This window comes from Roseovarius sp. 217 (assembly GCF_000152845.1).
In the GTDB taxonomy this organism is placed as follows: domain Bacteria; phylum Pseudomonadota; class Alphaproteobacteria; order Rhodobacterales; family Rhodobacteraceae; genus Roseovarius.
Genome location: NZ_CH902584.1, coordinates 2,243,038 through 2,259,592, shown reverse-complemented (window position 1 = coordinate 2,259,592; position 16,555 = coordinate 2,243,038). Strand labels below are relative to the sequence as shown.

General features: G+C 59.3%; 16 protein-coding genes. 9 read left to right on the top strand and 7 right to left on the bottom strand.

The window, feature by feature from the left end:
* Positions 1-5: 5 nt before the first annotated feature.
* From ROS217_RS10785 to ROS217_RS10765, 5 genes are all read right to left on the bottom strand, one after another.
* Entirely contained in the window at positions 6-1,970 is a 1,965-nt protein-coding gene (locus ROS217_RS10785; protein WP_254656407.1) for an amidohydrolase, read from the bottom strand.
* A gap of 61 nt (positions 1,971-2,031) precedes the next feature.
* Positions 2,032-2,721: a hydrolase gene (locus tag ROS217_RS10780; RefSeq protein WP_009817767.1), complete on the bottom strand. Its 690-nt coding sequence runs from the start codon at positions 2,719-2,721 to the stop codon at positions 2,032-2,034.
* 37 nt (positions 2,722-2,758) lie between these two features.
* Positions 2,759-3,748 carry an alpha/beta fold hydrolase gene (locus ROS217_RS10775; RefSeq protein ID WP_050766383.1) on the bottom strand — a complete coding sequence of 330 codons (990 nt, stop codon included), beginning with the start codon at positions 3,746-3,748 and terminating at the stop codon, positions 2,759-2,761.
* A complete protein-coding gene (locus ROS217_RS10770; RefSeq protein ID WP_009817765.1) occupies positions 3,745-4,029 on the bottom strand; it encodes a XapX domain-containing protein in 285 nt (94 codons plus the stop codon). The genes ROS217_RS10775 and ROS217_RS10770 overlap by 4 nt, the downstream gene beginning before the upstream one ends.
* A gap of 732 nt (positions 4,030-4,761) precedes the next feature.
* Positions 4,762-5,385, bottom strand: a complete 624-nt coding sequence (locus ROS217_RS10765) for a TetR/AcrR family transcriptional regulator (protein ID WP_157046582.1) — start codon at positions 5,383-5,385, stop codon at positions 4,762-4,764.
* 196 nt (positions 5,386-5,581) lie between these two features.
* Here ROS217_RS10765 and ROS217_RS10760 point away from each other — a divergent pair, with 196 nt between their 5' ends.
* Genes ROS217_RS10760 through ROS217_RS24090 form a run of 3 tightly spaced genes read left to right on the top strand, consistent with a single transcriptional unit; the run spans position 5,582 to position 7,461 of the window.
* Entirely contained in the window at positions 5,582-6,106 is a 525-nt protein-coding gene (locus tag ROS217_RS10760; RefSeq protein WP_009817762.1) for a TetR/AcrR family transcriptional regulator, read from the top strand.
* Positions 6,103-7,272, top strand: a complete 1,170-nt coding sequence (locus ROS217_RS10755) for an MFS transporter (protein WP_009817761.1) — start codon at positions 6,103-6,105, stop codon at positions 7,270-7,272. The genes ROS217_RS10760 and ROS217_RS10755 overlap by 4 nt, the downstream gene beginning before the upstream one ends.
* A gap of 15 nt (positions 7,273-7,287) precedes the next feature.
* Positions 7,288-7,461, top strand: coding sequence for a hypothetical protein (locus ROS217_RS24090; protein WP_157046581.1), 174 nt, complete (start codon positions 7,288-7,290; stop codon positions 7,459-7,461).
* Positions 7,462-7,492: 31 nt separating this feature from the next.
* Here the strand turns inward: ROS217_RS24090 and ROS217_RS10750 are convergent, their stop codons facing one another.
* Positions 7,493-8,404, bottom strand: a complete 912-nt coding sequence (locus ROS217_RS10750; RefSeq protein ID WP_217623015.1) for a LysR family transcriptional regulator — start codon at positions 8,402-8,404, stop codon at positions 7,493-7,495.
* 57 nt (positions 8,405-8,461) lie between these two features.
* Here ROS217_RS10750 and ROS217_RS10745 point away from each other — a divergent pair, with 57 nt between their 5' ends.
* From ROS217_RS10745 to ROS217_RS10720, 6 genes are read left to right on the top strand one after another with little or no spacing between them, the layout of a single operon-like run.
* Positions 8,462-9,859, top strand: coding sequence for an aspartate aminotransferase family protein (locus tag ROS217_RS10745; RefSeq protein ID WP_009817758.1), 1,398 nt, complete (start codon positions 8,462-8,464; stop codon positions 9,857-9,859).
* Entirely contained in the window at positions 9,856-10,308 is a 453-nt protein-coding gene (locus tag ROS217_RS10740) for a cobalamin B12-binding domain-containing protein (protein WP_009817757.1), read from the top strand. The genes ROS217_RS10745 and ROS217_RS10740 overlap by 4 nt, the downstream gene beginning before the upstream one ends.
* On the top strand, positions 10,305-11,306 hold the full coding sequence (gene meaB, locus ROS217_RS10735; RefSeq protein WP_009817756.1) for a methylmalonyl Co-A mutase-associated GTPase MeaB: 1,002 nt from the start codon (positions 10,305-10,307) through the stop codon (positions 11,304-11,306). Before ROS217_RS10740 ends, meaB begins: the two co-directional genes overlap by 4 nt.
* Complete coding sequence (locus ROS217_RS10730) at positions 11,303-12,994, top strand: methylmalonyl-CoA mutase family protein (protein WP_009817755.1); 1,692 nt, start codon at positions 11,303-11,305, stop codon at positions 12,992-12,994. Before meaB ends, ROS217_RS10730 begins: the two co-directional genes overlap by 4 nt.
* A 10-nt stretch (positions 12,995-13,004) precedes the next feature.
* Positions 13,005-13,754: an enoyl-CoA hydratase/isomerase family protein gene (locus ROS217_RS10725; protein ID WP_009817754.1), complete on the top strand. Its 750-nt coding sequence runs from the start codon at positions 13,005-13,007 to the stop codon at positions 13,752-13,754.
* A complete protein-coding gene (locus ROS217_RS10720) occupies positions 13,754-15,385 on the top strand; it encodes an AMP-binding protein (protein ID WP_009817753.1) in 1,632 nt (543 codons plus the stop codon). Before ROS217_RS10725 ends, ROS217_RS10720 begins: the two co-directional genes overlap by 1 nt.
* Positions 15,386-15,457: 72 nt before the next feature.
* Here the strand turns inward: ROS217_RS10720 and ROS217_RS10715 are convergent, their stop codons facing one another.
* On the bottom strand, positions 15,458-16,378 hold the full coding sequence (locus ROS217_RS10715) for a LysR family transcriptional regulator (RefSeq protein WP_009817752.1): 921 nt from the start codon (positions 16,376-16,378) through the stop codon (positions 15,458-15,460).
* Positions 16,379-16,555: the final 177 nt, after the last annotated feature.

Sequence of the window (16,555 nt, the reverse complement as noted above, 5' to 3'; positions counted from 1 at the left end):
CGTGTTCAAACCGCAAAGCATGCACACCCCAATGCCCCCCAGAAGGCCGATGCGTCCCGCACCGGAACAGGGTTGGCCCATGCGATGCCGTGACTGTGGCCGTGCAGGCCGCACCCGTTAGAGCAGCCGTCGTGACACGCGCGCATGTCCATTGAGGCGGGTGCCAGCGATGCCTGCCGTTGCGCCGGGCTTGCGAACTGTGCGTTGGCGGCCCAATCAGGGCTCGCGGGTGGCAGCGGCGGGTTGTGGTCGGCAAAGTCGCCCTCGGCAAAGACCACCTTGCCCCCGACCACGGTCATCACTGACGTAATTCCGCGCAGCTTGCCATCGGGCACGTTCATCAGATCATCCGACAACACCGCAAGATCACCGTACATGCCCACCGTCAGGCGACCTTTGACCGATTGCTCGCCTGAGAACCACGCCGAGCCGGTGGTCCAAAGCGCCAGCGCCTCCTCGCGGTTCAACAGTTTGTCGTCCCCATAAAGCGTCATCCCGCCCACAGTCTTGCCCGTGGTCAGCCAGTGCATCGAAACCCAGGGATCGTAGCTGGCGACGCGCGTGGCGTCGGTGCCAGCGCCAACGGGCAGACCGGTGTTCAGCATCTCGCGGATCGGCGGTGTGGCGTCGGCGGCCTCCGCGCCGTAGCGGTCCACGAAATATTCACCCTGAAACGCCATCCGGTGCTGGGTCGCAATGCCGCCACCCAAGGCCTTGATCCGTTCGATGTTGCGCGTGCTGATGGTTTCGGCGTGGTCGATGATAAACCGCGTCTTGAACGGCGTGTTGCCGTTGACCCGTTCGAACACATTGAGGAATCGGTCGATGGTCTCGTCATAGGTGGCATGGATGCGGAACGGCCATTCGTTCGTCGCCAGCAGTTCGACGATGCGCTCCAGCTCCTCCTCCATCACCGGCGCGGGATCGGGGCGCGGCTCAAGGAAATTCTCGAAATCCGCCGCCGACCACGCCAGATTCTCGCCCGCCCCGTTCATCCGCAGCCAGCCGTCACCCGCCCCCGGTTCGGTCATGCCAATCCAGCGCTCATAATCCGACAGTTCCTGTCCGGCGGTCTGCGCGAAGAGGTTGTAAGCCACGCGCAGCGTCATCTCGCCCGCGTCATGCAGCGACTGGATCACGTCATAGTCCTGCGGATAGTTCTGCCCGCCACCGCCTGCGTCAATCACCGATGTGACACCCAAACGGTTCAGTTCGCGCATGAAATGACGGGTCGAGTTCTTTTGGTCCTCGATGGCCAGCTTTGGCCCCTGCGCCAGCGTTGAATAGAGGATCAACGCCGATGGCCGCGCGATCAGCATGCCGGTGGGGTTGCCCTTGGCATCGCGAGCAATCTCTCCACCGGGAGGATTGGGCGTGTCCTTGGTAAAGCCGAGCGCCCTGAGCGCCGCGCGGTTGAGAAGGGCCGCGGCATAAAGATGCAGCACGAACACCGGCGTGTCCGGAGACGCGTCGTTGATCTCGTCCAGCGTGGGCATCCGTCGTTCTGCAAACTGGAATTCCGACCATCCGCCGACGACCCGCACCCATTGCGGCGCGGGCGTGTTGGCGGCCTGCTTGCGCAGCATCGCCAGGGCGTCAGAGACCGATGGCACGTTTTCCCAGCGCAGCTCCATATTGTAGTTCAGACCGCCGCGGATCACATGGGTGTGGCTGTCGTTCAGACCGGGGATCACCCGGCGCCCCCCAAGGTCGATGACCTTCTCCACATCATCGCCATGCAGCCGCATCACATCTGCATCCGTACCGACAGCGGCCACCTTGCCGTCGATGATTGCGATCGCCGTGGCGTCGGGCGTGTCGGGATCAAGCGTGGTGATCTTGCCGTTGCGCAGAATGAGTGTGGTGTCGGTCATGGTCTTTTCCTGTGCGCAGGCAAATCGGGGATGGATCAGGCCAAGGGCCGTGGTGGCCCCCAGACCCGCCAGCACGGTGCGGCGGCGTGTGGACATGATGTTCTCCAGCTTCAGAAGATCGGGCCGCCGAGGCATGCGCCGCGGCAGCCCGAGTGATTTACTTTGCGGCTACCGGATCAAGACGTGTGCCGGTGTGTTGACTGCGGCTGGGGGCCTTGTGAACCATCGTATAAGCGTAGTCGACGCCCATGCCGTAGGCACCCGAATGCTCGCGAACCAATGCCATCACGGCGTCATAGGTGTCGCGGTGCGCCCAGTCGCGTTGCCATTCCAGCAGCACCTGTTGCCACGTGACCGGCACAACGCCAGCCTGAACCATCCGGTCCATCGCACGGTCATGCGCCTCAAGTGTGGTGCCGCCCGACGCATCCGTGACCATATAGATCTCGTAGTCCGTGTCGTTCAGGCAGCTGAGCGCAAAGGTGGTATTGCACACCTCGGTCCACAGGCCCGACACGACGACCTTCTTGCGACCCTTGGCTGCGTTCTTCGCCAGCGCATCGCGCACCTTCTGGTCGTCCCATGAGTTCATCGAAGACCGCTCCAATAGCGGTGCTTCGGGGAAAACATCCAGCAGTTCGGGATAGGTGTGGCCCGAGAAAGCATCGGTTTCGACGGTGGTGATTGTGGTCGGAACATCAAAGATCTTTGCAGCTTTGGCCAGACCGACTGTGTTGTTCTTCAACACCTGACGGTCAATCGATTGCACGCCAAAGGCCATCTGCGGCTGGTGGTCGATGAAGATTAACTGGCTGTTTGCGGGGGTAAGAACTTCGGTTTTGGACATGTTCGTGGTCTTTCTTCGGTTGTGACAAGGACGGATTTCAGGTTTCGATGAACGCCAGCAGGTCGGCATTCAGCACATCGGCGTTCACGGTCAGCATGCCGTGCGAAAAGCCGGGATAGGTCTTGAGCGTGCCGTTCGGCAGCAGCTTGACCGCCAGTTCCGCCGATGCGGCGATCGGAACGATCTGGTCATCTTCGCCGTGCATGATCAGTGTCGGGACGGTGATTGCCTTCAGGTCTTCGGTCTGGTCCGTTTCGGAAAAGGCCTTGATGCCGTCGTAATGCGCTTTGGCGCTGCCGGTCATGCCCTGACGCCACCAGTTCTGGATCACGCCGTCATGAACCATGGCCCCCTCGCGGTTGAAGCCATAGAACGGGCCCGCTGGAACGTCCCGGAAGAATTGCGCGCGGTTGCCTGCGAGTGCGGCGCGGAACCCGTCGAAAACCTCGATCGGCGTGCCGTCCGGGTTGCTGTCGGTCTTCAGCATCAGGGGCGGGATTGCGGCGACCAGAACCGCCTTGGCCACACGGCCCGCTGGTTCACCGTGTTGCGCAACATAGCGCGCCACTTCGCCGCCGCCTGTCGAATGGCCGATATGGACGGCGTTGGTCAGATCCAGCGCTTCGGCCACCGCAAAAGCGTCTGATGCGTAGTGGTCCATATCGTGGCCTTCGGACACCTGCGCCGACCGGCCGTGACCGCGGCGGTCATGGGCCACGACGCGGTAACCTTTCGATACGAAGAACAGCATTTGCGCATCCCAGTCATCCGAGCTGAGCGGCCAGCCGTGGTGGAACACGATGGGTTGGGCATCTTTGGGGCCCCAATCCTTGTAGAAGATTTCGGTGCCGTCTGGTGTCGTTACATAACCCATGGTCAGGTCTCCTGTTGAAGGGTCAAGGGGCGCCGGGCCCGCAGCAAACGCAGGACCGGAAAGCGAAAGCGCGGCCGCAAAGGTTGATCCGGTGATCATCACCTCGCGGCGGTTGAAAGTGAGGCTGGGGTGCGATTGATCGTCCGGTTTCATCCCGCGTTCTCCGATGGTGGTGTTTTAAGGTCGCTCGCCGCATCACGGCATTGAGGAAGCCGCCCAAACAGATGCGGGCCGCAGTGATGATTGAACCACGTCAGATTGACGCTGTTTCCAGACATGACCTGCCGCAGCAGCGGTACGGTCTGTTCGCCGATCAGGATGCCCAACAGGCCCACCAGTGCGATCACCGGCGGCGCAGGCGAACGGACGTTCAAAAAGCTGTAGATCGCACCGACTAAAATCCCCACGCCCAGTGATAAAAGGTAGATTTTCATGGTGACGTCGCTCCCGTTGGTGCTGGCCTTGCCTTGCCGATCCTCCGGACCCCGCGCGGCCTGAGTGTCGCGTGGTCCTTATTTTTGAATGAAACGGCTCAAGATTGCGCCGGCGCGGCCCTCGTCGCATTTGTCCGCAAAGCGCGACGCGCGGGTCGATCCAATAATGATGGCACTATGTGGTTCGGGCATTTTGCAAGTCCTGGCTGTTATGCCCACTGCAATTCGGATCGCTAACTGTAATCAGGCGCCTGGCAATGAGTTGTGAGATCTTCTTGGCAGACTCACAATAACAGGGCTTCAAAGCCATTGCGGCGCATCGTTTGCTGCGATGGTGCTGGGCTTGCGACTTCTGTCGGAGAGTCATCATATTTTTGCCTCTCAGACTTATCCGACCTCCGATTATCTCCCGGATGCCTAACGTCGGCGGTCAGATTTGAGGGAAATCTCCCTCTGGCCTAGCCCCCTTGCAACGCCTCTGTCTCCGTCTTGCACCTTGCGGATTGCCCGAGAGGTGCCCGCTGGAAAATGGCGAGTGCCGCCTGTGCTGGCGTCGGGAGAGGTATCGACGGCTCAGCGGCCAACTCAGCTTCTTGAAGCGCTCTGCGAAGGCGCTTGCTGTCGCGGGCAATGGTCGTGCCAATCTTACAGAGCGCTGCCGCCTTTGTTAGCCACTTTCGCTGACGTCAACGGGGCTTAAATCCGCGATCTCGAAACGTTCGATTTCAGACACTAAGGCAGGCGGACACTTGCGGATGTTATCTGTTGCTTTACGACGATCCCTGACGCAAGACACTCAAAGGCCGCGACGGCCTTTTGCAACGTGGCTTCGGGCGTCGCGCTTGACGCAACCCAAAGCGCCGCGTTGAGCGCCATGCCGTTCAAGAGGCGGGCCAACCCCTCGATGTCCACAGGCTTGATCGCACCTTGGATCGCAAGGTCGCTCAGGGTGGCGACAGTCGCCTGCAAGCATCTGTTCTGGCTGGGCCATTGCGACGGGTCACCCAGCACCGAAGGGCCATCCAGAAGCACGATCCGCTGAACTTCGGGCCTGAGTGCCATCTCGATATAGGCGTGGCCTTCGGCGAGCAGCCCGTCCCAGCCACCGCCCGCCCGCTCCCCGGCGGCCTGCGCATGCGCGGCCATCGCTGAATCGATCTCGTCGACCACCGCGGCGAACAAGCCCCGCTTGTCTCCAAAGTTGTGGTAGAGCGCACCGCGCGTCAAACCGGCCTCAGCGGTGAAATCGTCCATGGACGCGCCGGAAAAGCCCTTCTCCGCAAAGGCCTTACGCCCCGAAGCGATCAGCTTTTCGCGGGTTTCCTTCATCATCTCGCCGCGTGTTCTGGCTGCCATCATCATTCTCTGAGTAAGTCGGGGGGAAGCCCCTGATTATCAATATCTCGCTGAGCGCATTTTTAATGTACGCAACGTATATGAAATAACAAGGCTTCGCCGGATGCAGCAACCCGGTTGCAATCGTCCATACGGCCGCCTACATGTAAAGTGATCGTTTTACATTTACGGGCTTGATACCGAAAAGGACACTGTCATGGAACTGACGCGCAGGCTGACCGATGCAGCCGAGAAACTCTTTGACCGGTACGGATACACGGCAACCGGAATGGACCGGCTTACCAAGGCCGCCGACATGTCCAGCCGGACGCTTTACAAACATGCAGGCAGCAAGGCGCAGCTTATGGCGATGGTGCTATCTGAACGCGACAAACGCTTTCTGTGCCGTACCGACGTAAAGAGCGTCGAGGCGCTCTTCGACGCGCTCAAGGACTGGACCGCAACCGAAGGCGCGCGCGGGTGTCTGTTCTTGCGCGCCTTGGGCGAGACAGGCGGAGACACACCCGAAATCACCGCAGCGGTCGAGGCGCACAAGGCCGCATTCGCGGCGCGCATAGGCGACATCGTGGCCATGGATATCGGCCGCGATGACCCCTTGTTGACAGAGCAGATCATTGTCCTCTTCGAGGGCGCGGCGCATGCCGCGATCTATCGGGGCAATGGCGCAGTTGACGCCGCTCGGGTTGCTGCAGCGGCGCTGGTAAAGGCAGCTCGGACATGAGCCCCGCCGTTCGTATCAGCGCGACTGGTTTCGCCCTGATCGCCGTCTGCTACGGTTTTGCACGTTTCGCCTTCGGGCTTTTCCTGCCGCAGGTGGATGCCGATCTTGGGCTCGGTCCCACACTGAGCGGGGTGATATCGGGCGGTGCTTTCGCAAGCTACTGCGTCGCGATCATTGGCTCCGCCGTATTGACAGAACGGTTGGGCGCGCGGGCGGTTGCGACGGGTGCCGCCCTCATTGCCGCCCTCGGCATGGCGGGTATCGCGTTGGCACCGACGCCACTGTTTCTGGCGGCGGCCGTGATCTTCGCAGGAGCAAGCACAGGTCTTGCCTCGCCTCCGATGGCGGCCGCTGTGGCGGCGGCCGTGTCACCAGTTCGGCAGGATCTGGTGAACACGACGATCAATGCTGGCACAAGCGCGGGCGTCGCACTTTCAGGCCCGATCGCCTTTCTGCTGGCAGGGCACTGGAGAACCGCCTTCGCTTTTCTCGCCGTTCTGGCGCTGATCGTCGCCGTCTCAGTGGCACGATCCCTACCCCCTTCGCGCGCCGACACGATCCCAAAAGGGCTACCGCCCTTCAACGCGTCGATCCGACGCCTGATCGCCGCGTCCTTCCTCATGGGGGCGGCAAGCACGGCGGTCTGGTCCTTTGGCGGGCAACTGGTGTCGATTAATCTGGACTGGGGGCCTGAAAAGATCGGGGGGCTCTGGGTCTGCATGGGTCTTGGCGGAATTGCGGGCGCGGGCGCAGGCGGCCTTGTTGCCCGGTTCGGGCTGAACACGACCCACGGCATCTTCCTTGTATTGATGGCGGTCGGCATATTGGTCATTGCAACGGTTCAGGCCACACCGGTCCTGGTGTTGACCGCAGGTGCGGTGTTCGGCGGTGCCTATGTCATGCTGACGGGGGTCTACCTGATCTGGGGCGTGCGTGCCCTACCCGACCGTCCGGCCACGGGGCTGATGGTGGGCTTCCTTACGATCGCGATCGGACAGACTGCGGGCGCGCCTGTGTTTGGCATGGTCTTGGGGCAATTGGGACCATCCACGGCGGGGGCGGTGTTCGCCACCCTTGCGCTGATCGGCGGCGTGTTCCGCACGCGCCGCTTGTCCGTGGACGCCGCTGAAATCAGGTGCCCGCGACCGCACGGTCAAAAGGTCTGAAACTGCGGCGGTTCCGTGAGATGGCAGACGATCCACAGCCCGCCGCGCGCGTTGTTCCTGCTATTCAACGAGGCGCAAAAGGCGCGTCTGTTGCGCAACATTGCCACGCCGATGCTGGCCGTGGGGTGCATGGGCCAGAGTGAGAAAGACCGCCTGACCCAACTCATGAGTATCGCAGCGCTGCGATGACAACCCTCCACTGGTCCTGACGTCAGCCAAGTCACAGAGAGGGTAGCAGATTGCGGATATGCTCCCCAAAGGTCTTCACCACCGCAGAGCGTTCTGTGTCTGAATAGTCCACAAGAACCCCGATATGTGGCAGGCGCGGCAAGTAGCGATCAAGGATATAAAGGTCCGGCGGAACCGCCTTCTGCGTAAAGACGCAAACTGCCAATCCTGATCTTGCAATGGCAATCAAGCCACCCAAACTGTTACTTGCAAAGGATATTCTGTAGTTGATCCCAGCCCGATCCATCGCATCGCAGGCCGCCTTGTGATCCATTGTATTGGAGGCTGATAGAGCCAACGGTAAGGTGTCGCCATACTCTTCCAAGGCAAGTTTGGGTTTGTTTCCAACCCAAACCAACTTTTCCTGCCGCAGGATTTCATCTGCTTCTGTCGGATGCGAGGTAGAGATCAGAGCCAGATCAATCTGGCGCTGCTGCACCAATCGGCGCAGTTCGACTGTCGGCGCGGCAACAACCGTGATGTCCACAGCAGAATGAATGGCCCCGAAACTTTGCAACAAAGACGGGCCGAAGGCGATCAGATAGTCCTCCGGGCACCCAAAACTGAGTGAACCATAGAGACCCTTGTTGGTAAACTCCGAGATCGCCTCGTCATGCGACTTCAGGATGCGCTCAGCATAGATCAGAAATCGCTCCCCAGCCTCGGTCGCACGAATACCGCTGCCCGACCGGTGAAACAGTTTCTGCTCCAGCACCTCTTCCAGCCGTTGGATTTGCATTGTGACGGCCGACTGTGTCCGCAGCACCTGAATGGCCGTCGCACTCAGCGATCTTGACCGCGCTGCACAAACAAATGTGCGAAGCAAGCGCAGGTCCAATGTTTGCAGCATATCAGAATTCCTAATATCCCAATTGATTATTATCAATTTTACTGGATTCACCACACGCGTCTAGTCTTTCCCGTGCAGATGGGTCTCCGGACAAGAAAGGTGAAATGATCTATGTCGGCGAACAGCAATCACGAGTTCTGGACCTCCGCTCGAACCCACCTCCTCCGCTATGGCGGAAGTTTTGATCCCGTCATCATCGAGCGGGCACAGGGCAGTTTCGTTTATGACGCTGATGGGCGTGCGATCCTTGATTTCACGTCGGGACAGATGAGCGCGCTTCTTGGGCATTCCCATCCAAGCGTGGTCGCCACAATTCAACGGCAAGCCGCTGAGTCAATTCACCTTTTTAGTGGAATGCTCTCTTGGCCAGTTGTCGATTTGGCACGTCGGTTAGCGGGAATTGCACCGGGATTGGATCGCGTGCTTTTATTGTCGACCGGGGCGGAGTCCAACGAAGCCGCGATCCGCTTGGCCAAGCTGGTGACAGGCAAGCACGAGATCGTCGCCTTTGCGCAAAGCTGGCATGGCATGACCGGGGTTGCGGCATCGGCAACCTATAGCGCTGGACGCAAGGGCTATGGACCATCATCCGTCGGCTCTTTGGCGATACCGGCACCAAACAGCTACCGCCCCCGCTTCAAAACCCCCGAAGGGCTCCTTGATTGGCAAGCCGAGTTGGATGATGGATTCGCGCTCATTGATGCGCAATCAACCGGAAACCTTGCGGCCTTCATTGCAGAACCAATTCTATCCAGCGGCGGTGTGCTGGAATTGCCTGAGGGCTATCTGAGCGCCTTGCAGCAAAAGTGTCACGAGCGCGGGATGCTGCTGATCCTTGACGAGGCCCAAACTGGGCTGGGTCGCACAGGCGACATGTTTGCCTATCAGCGCGACGGAATAACACCTGATATTCTGACACTTTCCAAGACAATCGGCGCGGGTCTTCCCCTTGCCGCAGTGATGACCACGGCCGAAATAGAAGACAAGGCGCATGAAAAGGGCTTTCTGTTCTACACCACCCATGTTTCGGATCCATTACCGGCTGCGGTTGGCCTGACCGTCATTGACGTGGTCGAACAGGAACGCTTGGTCGAACGTGCGCGCTTTATGGGCAAGCGTCTCTTCGCAGGGCTGCATGCGCTGAAACAGCGGTTTGATTGCGTCGGCGATGTGCGGGGTCGCGGCATGCTTGCCGGGCTCGAAATTGTGTCTGACCGGCAGAACCGCATCCCGGACCATGAGACAGGCGCGCGCATCGCCGCCGAAGCGTTACGCCGAGGCCTCAGCATGAACATCGTGAAACTTCCCAGCATGGGCGGTGTGTTCCGCCTCGCCCCCCCTCTCACGATTACCCAAGACGATCTCGAACAAGGGCTCGGTATAATCGCAGACGCGATAGAGGCCACCATGACGCGCGGGATCACACCCACCAACCAAGCCAGCGGCCAGAGCATCAAGATCGAGACAGCACATACGCGTGATGCCCGTGCAAAGGACCCACAGACATGACCGTCGAAAGAGACCGGATGCCCGGCTCAGAAAACCTGTCCAACACCCCAAGGATCCGCGTTCTTGTCGCAAAACTTGGCCTCGACGGGCATGATAGAGGTGCCAAAGTGGTTGCACGCATCCTTCGCGATGCCGGAATGGAGGTCATCTATTCCGGCCTCTACAAAACTCCCGCGCAAATTCTGGAAGCCGCGATTCAGGAAGATGTAGACGTGATCGGGGTCAGCCTTCTGTCCGGCTCCCATGTCCCTCTCTTTGCCGCGCTCGGCAGCCTGCTACGAGACCAGCAGGCCGATCATATTCTGCTCGTCGCTGGTGGCGTGATCCCGGAACAGGATTATGACGCGCTGATGAACAGCGGCGTGGATGTCATCGTGCCGCAAGAGGCGCGGTCTGATGTGATTGTATCTGCGATCCGAGACCTTGTAGACGCGCGCGGTCGCATATGACTTTGGTCACGCGAAGCGCCACACCCAAGCGGGGCATTTACCGCCCCTCGGCTGACCTCGTGCCCAAAGTGCTGGCGGGCTCCAGACCCGATATCGCCCGGATGATTTCGCGCGCCGAAGCTGGCTATGACGAGGCGTCTGATGCCTTGGCCGCACTCTATCGCCATGCCGGGCGCGCGCATGTGATCGGCGTCACAGGCGTGCCAGGCGGCGGAAAATCCTCGCTGATCTCAGCGCTGATCCGCGCCTACTCGGGCGACAGTCACAAGGTCGCGGTGGTCGCCGTAGACCCGAGCAGCCCCTATTCCGGCGGTGCCATCCTCGGCGACAGAATCCGCATGGGTGACAGCGCCGAGGCGCAGCAGGCCTTTGTTCGGAGCATGGCCACACGCGGCTATTTGGGCGGTCTTGCGCGGGCCACACTCCAAGCCGTTGATGTGCTGGATGCAGCGGGATACTCGCCCATTTTCATCGAAACTGTCGGTGTGGGCCAAGATGAGGTCGAAGTGGTCACCGCCGCTCATACGGTGGTGGTGCTGTCGCCACCCGGCCTCGGAGACGACATACAGGCCATCAAGGCCGGCGTGACAGAGATTGCTGACATCCATGTTGTCTCCAAAGGCGACAAACCCGACGCAGCGGCCACCGCCTCAGCGCTCAGGGGCATGATGTCTCTGACGCCTTTGGGCAGACCATCAGAATGGGAGACTCCGATCCTGACGCTCAGCGTCGCAACGGGGGATGGTATCCTTGACCTGAAGCAATGCCTCGACAGCCACCACGCCCACCTTGTGACCAGCGGCGAACTCGCCCTGCGTCAAAGATCCATTAGCCGAACGCGGGTTCTCGCGACCCTCAACCATCTCCTCCGCCGAGAGTTCGACGAAAATACCACAAACCTCGCCGCGCACTTGCAGGCTGTGGCCGACCGTAGCTCGGATCCGATGACGGCAGCTCTCGCGCTTTTGGGATTGAACAGGATGGAAGCCAAACCATGACCGACTATTCCCCAGAGACAACCGAAAAGCTGCGGGCAAGTCTTGCAGAATGGGAGCAGGATGAACTCGCCGCGACGCTGAACATCCGCCCCGAGGAAAAGACCGACTATCGCACCGAATGTGGCATCCCCCTCAAACGCATCTACACGGCGGCGGATGTGGCCGATATTCCACTCGAGGACATCGGCTTTCCCGGCAAGTTTCCCTTTACGCGCGGGCCTTACCCAACGATGTACCGTGGCCGTCCCTGGACAATTCGGCAGGTCGCAGGATTTGGCAACCCCGAGTCGACCAACCAGCGCTACAAGTACATGATCGAAACCGGGCAGACTGGCCTGTCCACGGACTTTGATCTTCCAACCTTGCTCGGTCTCGACTCCGATGATCCGATGGCCTTTGGCGAAGTTGGCCGCGTTGGGGTCTCAATCGACTCGATTGATGATGTTGACCGGCTGTTCGACGGGATCGACCTTGAAAAAATATCGGTCTCGCTGACGATCAATCCCTCTGCCTGGGTCATCTATGCGATGTTTGTCGCCAGTGCTGAACGCCGCGGCAATGATCTCACCAAACTCACCGGAACGCTCCAGGCCGATCCGCTCAAAGAATATGTTGCGCAGAAAGAATGGATCTATCCAGTGCGGCCAGCGGTTCGCCTGTTGCGTGACCTGATCATCTACAGCACGAAAACAACCCCGAAAATCAACCCAATAAGCCTCAGCGGCTATCACCTTTCGGACGTCGGCGGGAATGCCATTCAGGAAATCGCGTTCACCATGGCCTTTACCATCGCCTATTGTGAAGAGGTGATCGCCGCGGGCATGGACATTGACGACTTTGCCCCACGCCTGTCGTTCTTCTTCATCAGTCATCAGGATTTCTTTGAGCAGATCTGCAAATTCCGCGCGGCCCGGCGGGTCTACGCCAAGATCATGGCCGAAAGGTTCAGCGCGAAAAAAGCAGAATCCATGCGCTTGCGTGTCCATGTCCAGACCGCAGCGATGAGCCTGACCAAGATGGAACACAAGAACAACCTGATGCGAACAGCGTTTCAGGCACTTGGCGCTGTGCTGGGCGGCTGTCAGAGCATGCATACCAACGGCCTTGACGAGGCCTTCGCCATTCCCACCGAAGAGGCGATGAAGCTCGCAATCAGGACACAGCAGATCATTCGCGACGAGATCAACGTAACATCCGTCGTTGATCCCCTTGGCGGCTCTTACTTCGTCGAAAGCCTGACAAGCGAGATGGAGCGGGAAATCTGGAAGGTTCTGGACGAGGTGGATCGTCTTGGTGGGGCTGTAAAGCTGGTCGAAGACGGTTGGTTCCAACAGAAACTTGCGGATTCTGCCTATCAGACATTCAAGCTCATTGATCGAGGCGAGAAAATTTCGGTTGGGGTGAACCGGCATGTGGATGCAAATAGCGCGCCAGCAGCGGTTGAAATTCATCCCTACGACGAGAATTGCACCACCCTTCAGGTCAGCCGTCTGAAGGAGCTTCGCGAAAACCGAGACAACAGCTTGGTCAATGACCTTCTGAGCGACCTTAAACAACAGGCTCGGACAGAGCAAACCAACCTGTTGCCCAAAACGATCGAACTGGTCAAAGCACGTGCCACGCTGGGCGAAATCTGCAGCGCCTTGCGCGAGGTTTGGGAGGCTTATGATGAACCCAATATTGTCTGAGGAGTCGGAGATGCCTGAACCCGTCCTGACACACAATGATGGCCCGATACGCTGGATCAGGCTGAATCGTCCCGAAAGATTGAATGCAATGAACGGGCCACTGGTCGATGGGCTTGTTCGCGCGCTCGACTCTGCCAATACCGACGCCTCTGTCAGGGTCATCATCCTGCATGGAGAGGGCCGCGCGTTTTGCTCGGGCGATGATCTTAAGGATCTTGATGCGCAGACCGCCTCGGACGCCGCCACGGCGGCCTGGGTTGACACCATCCAACGCGTCACCTTGCAGATCATGGATTCCGACAAGATCGTTATCGCTGCCGTCCATGGCTGGTGCGTGGGCGGCGCACTCGAATGGGTGATCAATTGCGATTTCCGGCTGTTTGCTGCAACCACCCGGTGGTTCTTTCCAGAAGTGTCTTATGGGCTTTTCGTCACTGGGGGCGTTACGGCATTGCTGACCAAACAGATCGGCCCCCAAAAAACCAAGGAACTGATGATACTCGGCGCGCGTCAGGACGCTCAGATGGCACTCGATCTTGGCATCGCATGGAAGCTGGTCCCCGAAGACTCCCTTTTGAACGAAGCACGCCAACTGGCATCAGCGATCATCGAAAAACCCGCGGTCGCAGTCGCGGACATCAAGCGCGCGATCAATCAAGGGTTTCACTCGACACTCAAGGACGCAATGGAGATCGAAACCGAGGCGACGGTTCGCGGCTTTCTGTCACCCGCGTCGCAGGCCTTGGTGAGGGAATTCTGATGAGCGTCGACACTTCGGTTCAGGGCGTGACCTGTGACCCGGCGTCAGCGATGGCATCCATGCTGGATCGCGTCTTGCCGCTCATTCTCCGTCGACAGGCGGAACAATTGGGCGATATGCCATTCCTCGAAATCTGCGGGCGCCCGGTTACATTCGCCGAAATGGACCGGATCACCGACCAGCTTGCCAACGGCCTTCGGCAGCTCGGCGTCAAACACTCGGATCGCATCGCTCTGTTGCTTCCCAATTGCCTCGAATTTGTCACGCTATGGTTTGCGGCGTCCAAGCTCGGCGCGATTGAGGTGCCCAGCAATCCGGGGCTGCGCGGCGATCTCCTGGTCCACAATTTGCAGAGCAGCCGTGCCGAAGTGTTGGTTGCGGATGGCGCGACCCTCAACGAGATTGCCGCCGTTCAACAGCATCTTCCTCTGATCCGCACCCTCATTCTGGTTGACGCAACGCCAGAGTCAGCGCGTGCGGCCGGAGTGCGCATCGACCGGATCATTCCCTATGACGCGTGCCTGTCGTCACAAACTGCCTTTGATCGTCCGGATGTGCGGTATTCTGATCCAATGGCGATCTTGTACACTTCCGGGACAACGGGTCCGGCCAAGGGCGTGGTGATGTCGCATCATCAATGTTTTGCTTGGACCGAGGCGATGGCCCGCAATCTTGGCTATACGTCGTCCGACAGCTATTTTTCCGCACTGCCCCTGTTTCACACTGACGCGCAGATGTTCGGCGTCTACATGCCGCTCGTGTTTGGAACAAAGTCCACGATCGTTGATCGGTTCAGCGCCTCCCGGTTCTGGGATCAAGTGCGGGCCAGTGGCGCGACCGCATCCAACATGCTGGGTGCCATGGCGGTAATCTTGATGCGAGCACCGCCCGCCGCGAATGAGACCGAAAACCCTCTGCGTGTTTGCCAGTGCATCCCCCTCGTGCCTGACAAGCCAGCCTTTGAGAGCCGCTTTGGCCTGAAAGTTGTCACTGGCTACGGGCAAACGGAAACCAGCTTTGTCACACTGGACAGCGTTGATCAGGCCCGTGAGAATTCCTGTGGGCGCGCGCACCCCGATTGGGAGGTCGCAGTGGTTGACGAACATGATCGACCCGTTCTTGTAGGTGTGATTGGTGAGATCGTCGCACGCCCCAGGAAAAGTTGGTGCATTTTCTCCGGCTATGACGGCTTTGAGGCAAAGACGATCCAAACGCTCCAAAACCTATGGTATCACTCGGGAGATGCGGGTTATCTCGACGCAGAGGGCTGGCTTTATTTCAAACACCGCCTCAACGAGGCGATCCGGCGCAGAGGTGAGAATGTATCGGCCTATGAAGTCGAGAGCATCGCCGAGGGCCACCCAGATATCGTCGAAAGTGCTGCATTCGGCGTGCCGTCGGACCTGACCGAAGAAGATATCATGGTGGTCGCGTTGCGGCGTCCCGGTTCGGGTCTCAAACCAGAAATCCTGCGCGACTATTTTCTCGAGAATGCGCCACGTCACTTGGTGCCGCGATACATCGAGATCACCGACGATCCCCTCCCAAGAACGCCGACCGAGAAAACCTCTCGGGCAGCATTGAAACAGCGCGGTATCGGGATGCAGACCTTCGATACGTCGGAACGCTGATGCGACCACACGGGGCCGCCTCGCGGACCGACACCGGAACAAAGCCCCGCCACCCGAACCCACACCTGTCGCCTACTCCGACCTCAACCCTGTGATCTGCGCGTCATCAATCGGATGTAATTCAGCAGATGCCCGAGTGATCCATCTCGTAAAATCCATCATGGCTGGCGTCGATGGTCGTTCCGCCGGCCAGGTCAAAAAGTAGCGTCCTGCCGATACCGTGGTTGCAAATGGCTGAACCAGCTGTCCTTCGGCCAATCGTCGCGCAAACATCTCGACCGGCAACAGCGCCACACCTGCGCCAGCGGATGCAACGTCAGCCAGAGCGATGGACGAGTCAAAGATTGGACCCGTCAGCGCTGGACAAGATGCGCCCGCCGCCGCAAACCATCGCGACCACTCGTCACTGCGATAACTTCGAAGCAGGACTTGCCGACTCAAACAATCCGGGTGGCTCAGGGTTTCCGCGACGGATGGCGCACAGAGCGGCGTCAACGGCGCCTCCAAAACCAGTTCGGCATTGTGTCCTGTCCAAGTTCCCGCACCGTAACGTATGGCCATATCGAGGCCTTCTCGCAATATCTCAACCCTGTTGTTATTGGTCGAGATGCGCAGATCAATCGTCGGATGGCTACGTCGAAACTCTGACAGCCTTGGCAAAAGCCATCCAACAGCAAAGGTCGTGACGACACCGACTTTGAGCGTCTCGATGTGGCGGTGCCCGGTAATTCGGTCCAAGGCACGCGCGATAGCATCCAAACCATGCTCCAAAACCGGATACAAATCCCGCCCTTCATCGGTTGGAACCAAACCGCCGGAGGTGCGCAGAAACAGCTTGGCCCCAAGCCGGTCTTCCAGCCGCGCGATCTGATGGCTGACGGCCGCCTGAGTGACCCGCAATTCGATTGCCGCGCGTGTGAAACTGCCCTGCCTCAACGCAACCTCAAAGGTGCGCAACCCGTTCAATGGTATATCCGGACGATCCATTGCCATTACTCCAGCTAATGACAGGGGTTATACTTTGTCGTTTGAGGTCCGTAAATCGTAAGGTTATGCGGTCTCCATGACTTCAGGTGATATCGGTGATCACGTCGCGGCCAGACCCAAGGTCTTCGGCAAACACGCTCACCCGAGGGTCAGGCAAATACATAGGGTCTGATACAACCAAGG